Here is a 14149-nt window from a genome sequence, read left to right as displayed (position 1 = left end):
CTGCTTCGGTCTAATTCGCTAATTTCTGGCAAAGAGTTTTTCAAGGTGTCGACAATATGCAGGACCTATCCACCCCCAGCCCGGTGCTGACAGACGAAACGGAAACCTTGTCCGAAAACGTCTTCCGGCGCATCCAGGCAGCTATCGTCAAGGGCGATATCGCCCCCGGCAGCAAGATTTCCGAGCCGGAGCTGGCGCGTACCTATGGCATCAGCCGCGGGCCGCTGCGCGAGGCCATCCACCGCCTCGAAGGCCAGCGCCTGCTGGTGCGCGTGCCGCATGTGGGGGCGCGGGTGGTGTCGCTCAATCATGCCGAACTGATCGAGCTGTACGAAATTCGCGAATCGCTGGAAGGCATGGCTTGTCGCCTGGCCGCCGAACGCATGAGCCAGGCCGACATCGACGAACTGCGCCGGGTGCTCGACACCCACGAGCGCGATGCCGCATTCCAGGCCGGCCTGGGCTATTACCAGCAGGAAGGCGACTACGACTTTCATTACCGGATCATCCAAGGCAGCGGTAACCAGACCCTGGTCAAGATGCTCTGCGGCGAGCTGTACCAGCTGGTGCGCATGTACCGCATCCAGTTTTCCGCCACGCCCAACCGGCCGCGCCAGGCCTTTGCCGAACACCACCGCATTCTCGATGCCATCGCCGACCGTGACGGCGAGCTGGCCGAACTCCTGATGCGCCGCCACATCGGCGCGTCCAAGCGCAATATCGAGCGTCACTATCTGGACGCCCACAACAACAGCCCACGAGGTGAGAAATGACTGTGAAGAGCACCCCCGGTCAGCGTTTCCGCGACGCCGTTGCCGCTGAACATCCGCTGCAGGTGGTTGGCGCCATCAATGCCAATCATGCCCTGCTGGCCAAGCGCGCCGGCTTCAAGGCCATCTACCTGTCCGGTGGCGGCGTCGCCGCCGGTTCGCTGGGCCTGCCAGACCTGGGCATCAGCGGCCTGGACGATGTACTCACCGATGTGCGCCGCATCACCGACGTGTGCGACCTGCCGCTGCTGGTGGATGTCGACACCGGTTTCGGTGCCTCTGCCTTCAACGTCGCCCGTACCGTGCGCTCGATGAGCAAGTTCGGCGCTGCCGCCATCCATATCGAGGACCAGGTTGGCGCCAAGCGCTGCGGCCACCGCCCGAACAAGGAAATCGTCAGCCAGCAGGAAATGGTCGACCGCATCAAGGCCGCAGTCGATGCCCGTACCGATGACAGCTTCGTGATCATGGCGCGTACCGACGCCCTGGCCGTCGAGGGCCTGAACGCCGCCCTGGACCGCGCCGCCGCCTGCGTCGAGGCCGGTGCCGACATGATCTTCCCGGAAGCCATCACCGAGCTGCAGATGTACAAGACCTTCGCCGACCGGGTGAAGGCACCGATCCTGGCCAACATCACCGAATTCGGCGCCACGCCGCTGTACACCACCGAGGAGCTGGCCTCGGTCGACGTGTCGCTGGTGCTGTACCCGCTGTCGGCGTTCCGCGCCATGAACAAGGCAGCCGAGAACGTGTACACCGCGCTGCGCCGCGACGGCACGCAGAAGAACGTGATCGACACCATGCAGACCCGCATGGAGCTCTACGATGCCATTGGTTACCACGCCTTCGAGCAGAGCCTCGATGCGCTGTTTGCCCAGAAAAAAGGTTGAGCCTGTGAGGGCCTCATCGCCGGCAAGCCGGCTCCCACAGGTACCGCACAAGGTTCGAGCCCTGTGCAAGACATTGTGGGAGCTGGCTTGCCGGCGATAGGGCCGATACAGCCACCCCCGAATTAGCCAGAAAGAATCCATAACAAGTTCAAGAAAGGAGAAACACCATGGCCGAAGCAAAAGTACTCAGTGGCGCAGGCCTGCGCGGCCAGGTGGCCGGCCAGACCGCGTTGTCGACCGTGGGCCAGGCCGGTGCCGGGCTGACCTACCGTGGTTACGACGTGCGTGACCTGGCCGCTGGTGCCGAGTTTGAAGAGGTCGCCTACCTGCTGCTGTACGGCGAGCTGCCGAGCAAAGCCGAACTGGCCGACTACAAGCGCAAGCTCAAGGGCCTGCGTGACCTGCCGCAAGCCCTGAAGGAAGTGCTCGAGCGCATCCCGCGTGACGCCCACCCGATGGACGTGATGCGCACAGGTTGCTCGGTGCTGGGTACCCTGGAGCCCGAACTGACCTTCGAGGCCCAGCGTGACAAGACTGACCGCCTGCTGGCGCTGTTCCCGGCGGTGATGTGCTACTGGTACCGCTTCACCCACGACGGCGTGCGTATCGACTGCACCAGCGACGAAGACACCCTCGGTGGCCACTTCCTGCACCTGCTGCACGGCAAGAAGCCGAGCGAGCTGCACGTCAAGGTCATGAACGTGTCGCTGATCCTCTACGCCGAGCACGAGTTCAACGCCTCGACCTTCACCGCCCGCGTCTGTGCCTCGACTCTCTCCGACCTGTACTCCTGCGTAACCGCTGCCATCGGTTCGCTGCGCGGCCCGCTGCATGGCGGTGCCAACGAGGCGGCGATGGAGCTGATCGAGCGCTTCCAGAACCCGCAGGAAGCCACTGCCGAGCTGCTGCGCATGCTCGAGCGCAAGGACAAGATCATGGGCTTTGGCCATGCCATCTACAAAGAGTCCGACCCGCGCAACGAGGTGATCAAGGGCTGGTCGAAACAGCTCGCCGACGAAGTGGGTGACAAGGTGCTGTACCCGGTTTCCGAAGCCATCGACAAGACCATGTGGGAGCAGAAGCGCCTGTTCCCCAACGCCGACTTCTACCATGCCTCGGCGTACCACTTCATGGGCATCCCGACCAAGCTGTTCACCCCGATCTTCGTCTGCTCGCGCCTGACCGGCTGGGCGGCGCACGTCTTCGAACAGCGCGCCAACAACCGCATCATCCGCCCGAGCGCCGAGTATGTCGGTGTCGAGCAGCGCCAGTTCGTGCCGATCGAACAGCGCTGACAGGCCGTACCTGTGGGGGCCTGTTCCGGCCTCATCGCCGGCAAGCCGGCTCCCACAGGTATTGCACTGCTCCTGAGGCTGGTGCAGTCCCTGTGGGAGCCGGCTTGCCGGCGATGAGGCCGGAACAGCTGACACAGGGCTGCAACTAGAAAGCTATCCACGACCGTACCGTGACCGAGCCTGATAACGATATGAACACTGCATTCCGCAAGCACCTGCCAGGCACCGACCTGGACTACTTCGATGCCCGCGCGGCGGTCGAGGCCATCAAGCCCGGCGCCTACGATGGTCTGCCTTACACCTCTCGCGTACTCGCCGAGAACCTGGTGCGCCGCTGCGACCCGGCTACCCTCGACGCCTCGCTGGGCCAGCTGATCGAGCGCAAGCGCGACCTCGACTTCCCGTGGTTCCCGGCCCGCGTGGTGTGCCACGACATTCTCGGCCAGACTGCACTGGTCGACCTCGCCGGCCTGCGTGACGCCATTGCCGACAAAGGCGGCGACCCGGCCCAGGTCAACCCTGTGGTGCCGGTGCAGCTGATCGTCGACCACTCGCTGGCCGTCGAGTGCGGTGGTTTCGACCCGCAGGCCTTCGAAAAGAACCGCGCCATCGAAGACCGCCGCAACGAAGACCGCTTCCATTTCATCAACTGGACCAAGAAGGCGTTCAAGAACGTCGACGTGATCCAGCCGGGCAACGGCATCATGCACCAGATCAACCTGGAGAAGATGTCGCCGGTGATTCACAACGACCGTGGCGTGGCCTACCCGGATACCTGCGTCGGCACCGACAGCCACACCCCGCATGTCGACGCCCTGGGCGTGATCGCCATCGGCGTGGGTGGCCTGGAGGCCGAGAACGTGATGCTCGGCCGTGCCTCGTGGATGCGCCTGCCGGAAATCGTCGGCGTCGAGCTGACCGGCAAGCTGGCGCCGAACATCACCGCCACCGACCTAGTGCTGGCCCTGACCGAATTCCTGCGCAAGCAGAAAGTCGTCGGCGCCTACCTGGAGTTCCACGGCGAGGGTGCACGTGCCCTGACCCTGGGCGACCGCGCCACCATTTCCAACATGGCCCCGGAATATGGCGCCACTGCGGCGATGTTCGCCATCGACCAGCAGACCATCGACTACCTGCGCCTGACCGGTCGCGAAGAGCAACAGGTCAAGCTGGTGGAAACCTATGCCAAGGCCACCGGCCTGTGGGCCGACAGCCTGGGCGGTGCAGTCTACGAGCGCACGCTGAGCTTCGACCTGTCGAGCGTGGTGCGCAACATGGCCGGCCCGTCCAACCCGCATGCCCGCGTCGCCACCAGCGACCTGGCGGCCAAAGGCATCGCTGGCAGCTGGGAAGAAGTGCCAGGGCAGATGCCAGATGGCGCGGTGATCATTGCTGCCATCACCAGCTGCACCAACACCAGCAACCCGCGCAACGTGATTGCCGCAGGCCTGCTGGCGCGCAATGCCAACAAACTGGGGCTGGCCCGTAAGCCGTGGGTCAAGTCGTCGCTGGCGCCTGGTTCCAAGGCCGTGCAGCTGTACCTGGAAGAAGCCGGGCTGGAGAAGGAGCTTGAGCAGCTCGGCTTTGGCATCGTCGCCTTCGCCTGTACCACCTGCAACGGCATGTCCGGTGCCCTGGACCCGGTGATCCAGCAAGAGATCATCGACCGTGACCTGTACGCCACTGCCGTGCTGTCGGGTAACCGCAACTTCGACGGGCGCATCCATCCGTATGCCAAGCAGGCCTTCCTCGCTTCGCCGCCACTGGTGGTGGCATACGCCATCGCCGGTACCATTCGCTTCGACATCGAAAAGGATGTACTGGGCGTGGTCGATGGCAAGGAAATCCGCCTCAAGGATATCTGGCCCAGCGACGAAGAAATCGACGCGGTGGTACGTGCTGCGGTCAAGCCGGAGCAGTTCCGCAAGGTGTACATCCCGATGTTCGCCATCGAGGAAGACCGTGGGCCGAAGGTGGCGCCGTTGTATGACTGGCGCCCGATGAGCACCTACATCCGCCGCCCACCGTACTGGGAGGGTGCCTTGGCCGGTGAACGGACCCTGCGCGGCATGCGCCCGCTGGCAGTGCTGCCGGACAACATCACCACCGACCACCTGTCGCCGTCCAACGCCATCATGCTCGACAGCGCTGCCGGCGAGTACCTGGCGAAGATGGGCCTGCCGGAGGAGGACTTCAACTCTTACGCTACCCACCGTGGCGACCACCTGACCGCCCAGCGCGCCACCTTTGCCAACCCCAAGCTGTTCAACGAAATGGTGCGCAAGGAAGACGGCAGCGTGAAGCAGGGCTCGCTGGCGCGTATCGAGCCGGAAGGCAAGGTCACCCGCATGTGGGAGGCGATCGAGACCTACATGGAGCGCAAGCAGCCGCTGATCATCGTCGCCGGTGCCGACTACGGCCAGGGTTCGTCCCGTGACTGGGCGGCCAAGGGTGTGCGCCTGGCCGGTGTCGAGGCGATCGTCGCCGAAGGCTTCGAGCGTATTCACCGTACCAACCTGGTGGGCATGGGCGTGCTGCCGCTGGAGTTCAAGCCGGGCACCGACCGCAAGACCCTCGGGCTGGATGGCAGCGAGACCTATGACGTGCTGGGCGCGCGTACGCCGCGGGCGACGCTGACCCTGGTGGTTACCCGCGCCAACGGCGAGCGTCTGGAGGTACCGGTGACCTGCCGCCTGGACACCGCCGAGGAAGTGTCGATCTACGAGGCTGGCGGGGTGCTGCAGCGCTTCGCTCAGGACTTCCTCGAAGCGACCGCCTAATTGCAGGGGGCCGCTTTGCGGCCCATCGCGACACAAGGCCGCTCCTACAAGAGTTACCAATTCCCTGTAGGAGCGGCCTTGTGTCGCGATGGGCTGCAAAGCAGCCCCAGAGGCCATATGCATCTCAGACAGGACAGCACATCCATGGCTCATGTACCGCAAGTAAAAATCCCCGCCACCTACATCCGTGGCGGCACCAGCAAAGGCGTGTTCTTCCGCCTGCAAGACCTGCCCGAGCAGGCGCAGATCCCCGGCCCGGCCCGCGACGCACTGCTGCTGCGGGTGATCGGCAGCCCCGACCCTTACGGCAAGCAGATCGACGGCATGGGCGGTGCCACTTCGAGCACCAGCAAGACCGTGATTCTGTCGCAGAGCATCAAGCCTGAGCACGACGTCGACTATCTGTTCGGCCAGGTCAGCATCGACAAGGCCTTCGTCGACTGGAGCGGTAACTGCGGCAACCTCTCCGCCGCGGTCGGTTCGTTCGCCATCAGCAGCGGCCTGGTCGACCCGGCGCGCATTCCGCGCAATGGCATCGCCACCGTGCGCATCTGGCAGGCCAACATCGGCAAGACCATCATCGCCCATGTGCCGATCACCGAAGGTGAAGTGCAGGAAACCGGCGACTTCGAGCTGGACGGGGTGACCTTCCCGGCCGCCGAGGTGCAGCTGGAATTCCTCGATCCGGCGGCCGACGAAGATGGCGACGGCGGGGCGATGTTCCCCACCGGCAACCTGGTCGATGACCTCGAGGTGCCGGGTGTCGGTACGTTCAAGGCGACCCTGATCAATGCCGGCATCCCGACCATCTTCGTCAATGCGGCGGATATCGGCTACACCGGCACCGAACTGCAGGACGCCATCAACGGTGACTCGCAGGCGCTGCTGCGCTTCGAGACGATTCGCGCCCATGGCGCCGTGCGCATGGGCCTGATCGACAACGTCGACCAGGCTGCCGGGCGTCAGCACACGCCGAAAGTGGCTTTCGTCGCGCCGCCGAGCACCTACACTGCGTCCAGTGGCAAAGCGGTGCAGGCAGGTGATATCGACCTGCTGGTACGGGCCTTGTCGATGGGCAAGCTGCACCATGCAATGATGGGGACGGCCGCGGTGGCCATCGGTACCGCGGCGGCCATTCCGGGCACGCTGGTCAACCTCGCCGCAGGCGGGGGCGAGCGCAGCGCCGTGCGTTTCGGCCACCCCTCGGGCACCCTGCGGGTGGGGGCCGAGGCGCGCCAGGTGAATGGTGAATGGACAGTGACCAAGGCAATCATGAGCCGCAGTGCTCGCGTGCTGATGGAGGGCTGGGTTCGCGTGCCTGGCGATAGCTTCTAACGCACCACTGGCGCTCGGCTTTAGTTCGTTGGGGCCGCTTTGCGCCCCTTCGCGGGCAAGCCCGCTCCTACACGGTTAGCGCGGTACCTGTAGGAGCGGCCTTGTGTCGCGAAGGGCTGCAAAGCAGCCCCGGCAATTCTGAAGGGAGCTGGATATGAGCGCCAACGTAGACCTCAACGCCCGCCCGGACTACGACCGGGTGCTGCAAACCCTTGCCGATTACGCCCTTACGTACCGGGTCGAATCCGCCGAAGCCCTGGATACCGCGCGCAACTGCCTGATGGATACCCTCGGCTGCGGCCTGCTGGCCCTGCGCTTCCCCGAATGCACCAAGTTGCTAGGCCCCCAGGTGGAAGGCACCGTGGTGCCCAATGGCGCCCGCGTGCCCGGCACCGCTTACCGCCTCGACCCGGTCAAGGCTGCCTGGGACATCGGCTGCACGGTTCGCTGGCTGGACTACAACGATACCTGGCTGGCCGCCGAATGGGCCCACCCCTCGGATAACCTTGGCGGAATCCTGGCCGTTGCCGATCACCTGTCGCAGAAGCACGTGGCCGCAGGTGAAGCACCGCTGCTGATGCGCGATGTGCTCGAAGCCATGGTCATGGCTCACGAGATTCAGGGCGTGATGGCGCTGGAAAACGCCTTCAATCGCGTTGGCCTCGACCATGTGATTCTGGTCAAGGTAGCCTCCACCGCCGTGTGCGCCAGGCTGATGGGGGCCAACCGTGAGCAGATGCTGAGCGCCTTGTCCCACGCGTTCGTCGATGGCCAGGCGCTGCGTACCTACCGCCATGCGCCCAACGCTGGTTCGCGCAAATCGTGGGCCGCCGGGGATGCTTCCAGCCGTGGCGTGCGCTTGGCCGACATTGCCCTGCGTGGCGAGATGGGCGTGCCTGGCGTGCTCACCGCGCCGCAGTGGGGCTTCTACGATGTGCTGTTCAGCCACACCAACAAGGACCTGGCGCTCAAGCCGTCCGAGCAGCAAGAGCTGCGCCTGCCGCAAGCCCTGGGTAGCTACGTGATGGAAAACGTGCTGTTCAAGGTCAGTTTCCCTGCCGAGTTCCACGCCCAGACCGCCTGTGAGGCTGCGGTAACATTGCATCCGCTGGTACGTAACCGCCTGCACGAGATCGACCGTATCGTCATTACCACTCAGGAGTCGGCGATCCGCATCATTTCCAAGAGCGGCTCGCTGGCCAATGCCGCTGACCGCGACCACTGCCTGCAGTACATGGTGGCAGTGCCGCTGATTTTCGGGCATCTGGTGGCCGAGCATTACGAAGACGCCTTCCATGCCAACCACCCCAGTATCGACCGCCTGCGCGAGAAGATGGAGGTGGTGGAAGACCCACGCTTCAGCCGTGAATACCTGGAGCCGGACAAACGCTCGATCGCCAATGCGCTGCAAGTGTTCTTCAAGGATGGCAGCAGTACCGAGCAGGTGGTGGTGGAATACCCGATCGGGCATCGCCGGCGGCGAGGGGAGGGCATACCGTTGCTGGAGGCCAAGTTCAGGGACAACCTGGCGACGCGCTTTGCGCGGCAGCGGTGTGGGGAGATCGTGGATGTGTGCAAGGACCAGCAGAAGCTGGAGCAGATGGCGGTGCACAGGTTTGTGGATTTGTTTGTGATCTGAATCGGCCTCTTCGCGGGCTTGCCCGCTCCCACAGGCACAACGCAGACCTGATGGCAGTGGTGTACCTGTGGGAGCGGGCAAGCCCGCGAAGAGGCCGGTAAAGCCGACACAACCCCCACAAAAAAGCCCCGGCATTTCTGCCGGGGCTTTCCTTTACATCTTACAACTCAGCTTACGCCTGAACTACCGGGATCTTGGCGTTGGCTGCCGCTTCGCGGAACTCGGCGATCTGGTCGAAGCTCAGGTAGCGGTAAACGTCGGCAGCCATGCTGTCGATGTCCTTCGCGTACTGCATGTACTCTTCGACGGTCGGCAGCTTGCCGATGATCGAAGCGACAGCGGCCAGCTCGGCCGATGCCAGGTACACGTTGGTGGCGTCGCCCAGACGGTTCGGGAAGTTACGGGTCGAGGTGGAGACCACGGTCGAACCGGTCTGCACACGTGCCTGGTTACCCATGCACAGCGAGCAGCCTGGCATTTCCATGCGCGCGCCAGCCTTGCCGTAGATGCCGTAGTAGCCTTCTTCGGTCAGCTGGTGAGCGTCCATCTTGGTTGGCGGAGCCAGCCACAGACGGGTCGGGATACCGCCCTTGACCTTGTCCAGCAGCTTGCCGGCAGCGCGGAAGTGGCCGATGTTGGTCATGCACGAGCCGATGAACACTTCGTCGATCTTCTCGCCCTGTACCGAAGACAGCAGGCGGGCATCGTCCGGGTCGTTCGGTGCACAGAGCACAGGCTCTTTCACTTCGGCCAGGTCGATTTCGATGATCTCGGCGTATTCGGCATCGGCGTCGGCCGACAGCAGCTCAGGCTTGGCCAGCCAGGCTTCCATGGCCTGGGCGCGGCGCTCCAGGGTGCGGGCATCGCCGTAGCCTTCGCCGATCATCCAGCGCAGCAGGGTGATGTTGGACTGCAGGTACTCGGCGATAGCCTTCTCTGGCAGCTTGATGGTGCAACCGGCAGCGGAACGCTCGGCCGAGGCATCGGACAGCTCGAAGGCTTGCTCGACGGTCAGCTCGTTCAGGCCTTCGATCTCGAGGATGCGGCCGGAGAAGATGTTCTTCTTGCCCTTCTTCTCGACGGTCAGCAGGCCCTTCTGGATGGCGTAGTAAGGGATGGCGTGGACCAGGTCACGCAGGGTGATGCCTGGCTGCAGTTTGCCCTTGAAGCGCACCAGCACGGATTCTGGCATGTCCAGCGGCATGACGCCGGTGGCGGCGGCGAAGGCCACCAGGCCGGAACCGGCCGGGAACGAGATGCCGATCGGGAAGCGGGTGTGCGAGTCGCCACCGGTACCCACGGTGTCAGGCATCAGCATGCGGTTCAGCCAGCTGTGGATGATGCCGTCGCCCGGGCGCAGCGACACGCCGCCACGGGTGCGGATGAAGTCTGGCAGGGTGTGGTGGGTGGTGACGTCGATCGGCTTCGGATAGGCCGCGGTGTGGCAGAACGACTGCATCACCAGGTCAGCGGAGAAGCCCAGGCACGCCAGGTCCTTCAGCTCGTCGCGGGTCATCGGGCCAGTGGTGTCCTGGGAACCGACGGTGGTCATCTTCGGCTCGCAGTAGGCACCTGGGCGCACGCCCTGGCCTTCCGGCAGGCCGCAGGCACGGCCGACCATTTTCTGTGCCAGGGTGAAGCCCTTGCCCGAATCGGCAGGCTGCTCCGGCTTCTTGAACAGGTCGGAGGCGCCCAGGCCCAGTTCGGCACGGGCCTTCTCGGTCAGGCCACGGCCGACGATCAGCGGGATACGGCCGCCAGCGCGGACTTCATCCAGCAGCACTTCGGTTTTCAGCTCGAAGGTGGTGACCAGTTCGTCGCTGCCGTTACGGCGCACTTCGCCCTTGAACGGGTAAACGTCGATGACGTCGCCCATGGCCAGGTTGGTGCAGTCGAATTCGATCGGCAGGGCGCCGGCGTCTTCCATGGTGTTGTAGAAGATCGGGGCGATCTTGGTACCGAAGCAGAAGCCACCGGCGCGCTTGTTCGGTACGTACGGGATGTCGTCGCCGAAGAACCACAGCACCGAGTTGGTGGCGGATTTGCGCGAAGAACCGGTACCGACCACGTCACCGACGTAGGCAACTGGGTAACCCTTGGCCTTGACCGCTTCGATCTGGGCCAGCGGGCCGACCGAACCAGGCTGCTGCGGCTCGATGCCGTCGCGGGCCATCTTCAGCATGGCCAGTGCGTGCAGCGGGATGTCAGGGCGCGACCAGGCGTCCGGGGCAGGGGACAGGTCGTCGGTGTTGGTTTCGCCAGGCACCTTGAACACGGTCAGGGTGTACTTGTCGGCGATGGCCGGACGCGAGGTGAACCACTCGCCGGCAGCCCAGGATTCCAGCACGGCCTTGGCGTGAACGTTGCCGGCCTTGGCTTTTTCGGCCACGTCATGGAAGGCATCGAACATCAGCAGGGTGTGCTTGAGCTGTTCGGCCGCGACGGCGCCCAGTTCGGCGTCATCCAGCAGTGCGACCAGCGTTTCGATGTTGTAGCCGCCCTGCATGGTGCCCAGCAGTTCGGTGGCGTGCTTGCGGTCGATCAGAGGCGACTTGGCTTCGCCTTTGGCGACGGCGGAGAGGAAAGCGGCCTTGACATAGGCAGCTTCGTCGACCCCTGGCGGTACGCGGTGGGTGATCAGGTCTACGAGGAAGGCTTCTTCGCCGGCCGGCGGGTTTTTCAGCAGCTCGACCAGGCCTGCAGTTTGTTCGGCGTTCAGCGGCTGGGGCACGATACCCAGGGCGGCACGCTCTTCGATGTGTTTGCGGTAGGCTTCAAGCACAGTTATTTCCCTCATCAGTGGTCCCTAAAGGGGGTCCGGGACGCTCATCCAGCATTCAATGCACCCATGCGCTGCCACGGCTTTGTGGGCCGCCCAGCCAGAGTCGCAAAGAATCCTTACAGAAGCTGCTTTCAAAGTTTTACGCCTGCAGAACGGGGAGCTGATGAGGGCTGGCACGGGCATGCGAGGGATGCATGGCCCGGGCCAACGCCGTTCTACCGGATGAACTGTGCTCGTGACGCTTTGAAAACAGCTTCCAACGGACATTGTTGCCTTTGAAAAGGCGGGATGATTCTACGGCAAAAAAAGCCCGAAGGTAAGGCGGCGAAGATGACTTTAACGAGTGACCCTGGTTAGACAAAGGGCTAACATGGGTTCGTGTTCCATCGCCAAGCTGTTGTTTTTCATGTCCAACAAGTCCATCAAGACCCCTTGTGTCGGCCTGTGCTCCACGGTTTACGGAGACACGGTTTGCCGTGGCTGCAAGCGGTTTCACCACGAAGTGATCAGCTGGAACGGCTACGACGATGCGCAGAAGCGCGCCGTGTGGCTGCGCCTGGAGCAGCTGCTGGTGCAGGTGATGATGGCCAAGCTGGAGGTGTTCGACAAAGGTTTGCTGCGCCAGCAACTGGAGCAGCGTTCCATCCGCTTTGTCGAGCAGCAGTCGGAATATTGCTGGGCGTACCAGCTGATTGCCCGCGGGGCGCGGATGATCCGTGACCTGGAAGCCTATGGCATGGTGCTGTTGCCGGAATTTCGCGACTGGGAGCTGCCGCAGTTGCGCGACGCCATCGACCGCGAGTTCTTCCTGCTGTCCGAGGCGCATTACCAGCGCTACATCGCCCCCGGTTTCCTGCGCGATGCCTTGGAGGCGGGGCAGGGCTGAAGCTTTGTTGGTGAAGCTGCCAGCCTCTTCGCGGGCACGCCCGCTCCCACAGGTGTATCACAGACCTCGAGAACGGTGGGCATCCTGTGGGAGCGGGCATGCCCGCGAATGGGCTGGTGCGTTTACCAAATCAGTCGCCGGTATATTCGCAACCGCTGGTGCAGGTTTCGTGGATGCGCACCTTCGACAGTTCCGGCAGCAGCGGCTTGACCTGGTCCCAGATCCACTTGGCGATCACTTCGCTGGTAGGGTTTTCCAGGCCCGGGATGTCGTTCAGGTAGTTGTGGTCCAGTTGCTCGTAGATCGGCTTGAAGACCGCCTTGATCTCGGCGAAGTCGCGGATCCAGCCGGTGTGCGGGTCGAGCGGGCCGGTCAGGTGCAGGCCGACCTTGAACGAGTGGCCGTGCAGGCGACCGCATTTGTGCCCGGCAGGGACGTGCGGCAGGCGGTGGGCCGACTCGAATGTAAATTCTTTAAAAATTTCCACGCTGTCATAACTCTGTGTGAATCAAGAATGCGCGCAGTCTACCAGCATGGCCGCTACAAGGCTTGCAGGCGTTCATGCAACCGCCCGGTGGCAATCAGCTCCAGCAGCTCGTCGCCCAGCCGCTGGCTCTCGGCAATGGCCTTGTACCAGTAGCGCTTGCGGCCAGGCGCATCGCCCATGAAACGCTTGAAGTCATTGCGGTCGGGCAGCTTGCCGTAGGGCAGGGCCGCCAGGTACTGCGGCGAGGGCGTCATCAGCAGCACGTTCTGCAGGCGCGTGGCATCGCCCTTGCGCCAGGGCAGGGCCTTGTCGAACCAGCCGGGTACGACCTTGTCGGTGAAGTGCGGGTACAGCACCAGGTCGTCGCCGCGGTAGGGCAGGTCGAGGTGGTAGTCGAGCAGGCCGCCGTCGCGGTAGGTGCCTGCACCTGCGCCAGGGATGTCTTTCACGCCTTCCATGACCATGGGGATGGAGCCCGAGGCAAGCAGGGCATGGCGCAGGTTGGCCAGGTCCAGCGGCAGGCAGCGCGAGGGGAAGTCGGTCAGTGCGTCGAGCGGCGGCGTGGCGCGGCCGTCGTGCAGGATGATGCGCTCGAAGTGCCGTGCCAGGCGCGAGCGGCCGAGCAGGTTGCTGGCGATCACCGAACCCAGGCCCAGGCCCAGGCGGCCCCGATGGTCGTGGGCGAGCTGGCCATGGCTCTTCACCACCAGGATGTTCAGGCGATAGTGCGGGTTGGCCAGCAGCTGGCTGTCGCGGCCTTGCAGCAGGTCATCGAGCATGTGTTGGCAGCTGCGGCTGATTTCGGCCGGGGTGACGCCCTTGGCGAAATCCTGCTCGGTGTACAGTTCGCCCAGGCGACGGATGCCTGCTACCGGGTCGTCGAGGCAGGCACTGGCAAAGCGCCAGGCGCCGATCGAGGCGCCGATCAGCGCACGTTGGCGTGGTGCCGACGGCAGCCACTCACCGAACAGCGCCAGGTCCAGGCCCTGGATGCCCAGCGGCTTCGGCCCGCCAGCCGCACCCGGCAGCACACCGACATCGGCCGCCTGCAGGCCGCGCTCGCGGACCTGCCGCAGGGCACGTTGGCCGGCCTTGAAGGTGAGGGCGGGGTATTTCATGTGAATGGCGCTCATGGCGGGTCTCTTGGGCGGCAGGCGAGTCATTGTAAAGGGTTCAAGGCATGCACAGGTATTTGTGCCATTGCCGAGGCCTGTGATGAACGGGTGGGAGCTGCGCTATCATGGCGCCAGTTGTTTTCAGGTTGAATTAAGGACCGGTGGTTAAT

General features: G+C 63.9%; 10 protein-coding genes. 7 read left to right on the top strand and 3 right to left on the bottom strand.

The genetic code is table 11. The annotated features are described in order from the left end of the window. The first annotated feature begins 56 nt into the window (after positions 1 to 56). From ACLCGK_RS13360 to prpD, 6 genes are all read left to right on the top strand, one after another. On the top strand, positions 57 to 773 hold the full coding sequence (locus ACLCGK_RS13360; RefSeq protein WP_013971909.1) for a GntR family transcriptional regulator: 717 nt from the start codon (positions 57 to 59) through the stop codon (positions 771 to 773). Continuing rightward, positions 770 to 1660 (top strand): methylisocitrate lyase, encoded by an 891-nt coding sequence (prpB, locus tag ACLCGK_RS13355; RefSeq protein WP_003259689.1) that lies wholly within the window; start codon positions 770 to 772, stop codon positions 1658 to 1660. Before ACLCGK_RS13360 ends, prpB begins: the two co-directional genes overlap by 4 nt. A gap of 167 nt (positions 1661 to 1827) precedes the next feature. Beyond that, positions 1828 to 2955, top strand: coding sequence for a 2-methylcitrate synthase (gene prpC, locus ACLCGK_RS13350; protein WP_075044544.1), 1128 nt, complete (start codon positions 1828 to 1830; stop codon positions 2953 to 2955). 191 nt (positions 2956 to 3146) lie between these two features. Beyond that, positions 3147 to 5735 (top strand): Fe/S-dependent 2-methylisocitrate dehydratase AcnD, encoded by a 2589-nt coding sequence (gene acnD / locus ACLCGK_RS13345; RefSeq protein ID WP_015269715.1) that lies wholly within the window; start codon positions 3147 to 3149, stop codon positions 5733 to 5735. A gap of 144 nt (positions 5736 to 5879) precedes the next feature. Then, complete coding sequence (gene prpF, locus ACLCGK_RS13340; RefSeq protein WP_013971913.1) at positions 5880 to 7070, top strand: 2-methylaconitate cis-trans isomerase PrpF; 1191 nt, start codon at positions 5880 to 5882, stop codon at positions 7068 to 7070. Positions 7071 to 7224: 154 nt separating this feature from the next. Continuing rightward, positions 7225 to 8709: a 2-methylcitrate dehydratase gene (prpD, locus tag ACLCGK_RS13335; protein WP_410952171.1), complete on the top strand. Its 1485-nt coding sequence runs from the start codon at positions 7225 to 7227 to the stop codon at positions 8707 to 8709. 172 nt (positions 8710 to 8881) lie between these two features. Here prpD and acnB read toward each other — a convergent pair whose 3' ends face one another. Beyond that, positions 8882 to 11491: a bifunctional aconitate hydratase 2/2-methylisocitrate dehydratase gene (gene acnB / locus ACLCGK_RS13330; RefSeq protein ID WP_023661205.1), complete on the bottom strand. Its 2610-nt coding sequence runs from the start codon at positions 11489 to 11491 to the stop codon at positions 8882 to 8884. 406 nt (positions 11492 to 11897) lie between these two features. Between acnB and ACLCGK_RS13325 the strand changes: the two genes are divergently transcribed. Further along, positions 11898 to 12377, top strand: coding sequence for a DUF1289 domain-containing protein (locus ACLCGK_RS13325; RefSeq protein WP_015269719.1), 480 nt, complete (start codon positions 11898 to 11900; stop codon positions 12375 to 12377). Between the two features lie 130 nt (positions 12378 to 12507). Here ACLCGK_RS13325 and queD read toward each other — a convergent pair whose 3' ends face one another. Continuing rightward, entirely contained in the window at positions 12508 to 12864 is a 357-nt protein-coding gene (queD, locus tag ACLCGK_RS13320) for a 6-carboxytetrahydropterin synthase QueD (protein WP_015269720.1), read from the bottom strand. A 53-nt stretch (positions 12865 to 12917) separates the two neighbouring features. Further along, positions 12918 to 13997 (bottom strand): patatin-like phospholipase family protein, encoded by a 1080-nt coding sequence (locus ACLCGK_RS13315; RefSeq protein ID WP_410952170.1) that lies wholly within the window; start codon positions 13995 to 13997, stop codon positions 12918 to 12920. Between the last annotated feature and the right edge of the window lie 152 nt (positions 13998 to 14149).

It is taken from the genome of Pseudomonas sp. S1(2024) (genome assembly GCF_046557535.1).
Note: the sequence above shows the minus strand (reverse complement) of the source record. Positions and strands in the feature narration are given on the sequence as shown.

Coding starts and splice junctions, on each gene's coding strand:
- ACLCGK_RS13360 (WP_013971909.1), top strand. CDS start 57: ATGCAGGACCTATCCACCCCCAGCCCGGTGCTGACAGACGAAACGGAA.
- ACLCGK_RS13315 (WP_410952170.1), bottom strand. CDS start 13,997: ATGAGCGCCATTCACATGAAATACCCCGCCCTCACCTTCAAGGCCGGC.
- prpC (WP_075044544.1), top strand. CDS start 1,828: ATGGCCGAAGCAAAAGTACTCAGTGGCGCAGGCCTGCGCGGCCAGGTG.
- prpB (WP_003259689.1), top strand. CDS start 770: ATGACTGTGAAGAGCACCCCCGGTCAGCGTTTCCGCGACGCCGTTGCC.
- prpF (WP_013971913.1), top strand. CDS start 5,880: ATGGCTCATGTACCGCAAGTAAAAATCCCCGCCACCTACATCCGTGGC.
- ACLCGK_RS13325 (WP_015269719.1), top strand. CDS start 11,898: ATGTCCAACAAGTCCATCAAGACCCCTTGTGTCGGCCTGTGCTCCACG.
- acnD (WP_015269715.1), top strand. CDS start 3,147: ATGAACACTGCATTCCGCAAGCACCTGCCAGGCACCGACCTGGACTAC.
- prpD (WP_410952171.1), top strand. CDS start 7,225: ATGAGCGCCAACGTAGACCTCAACGCCCGCCCGGACTACGACCGGGTG.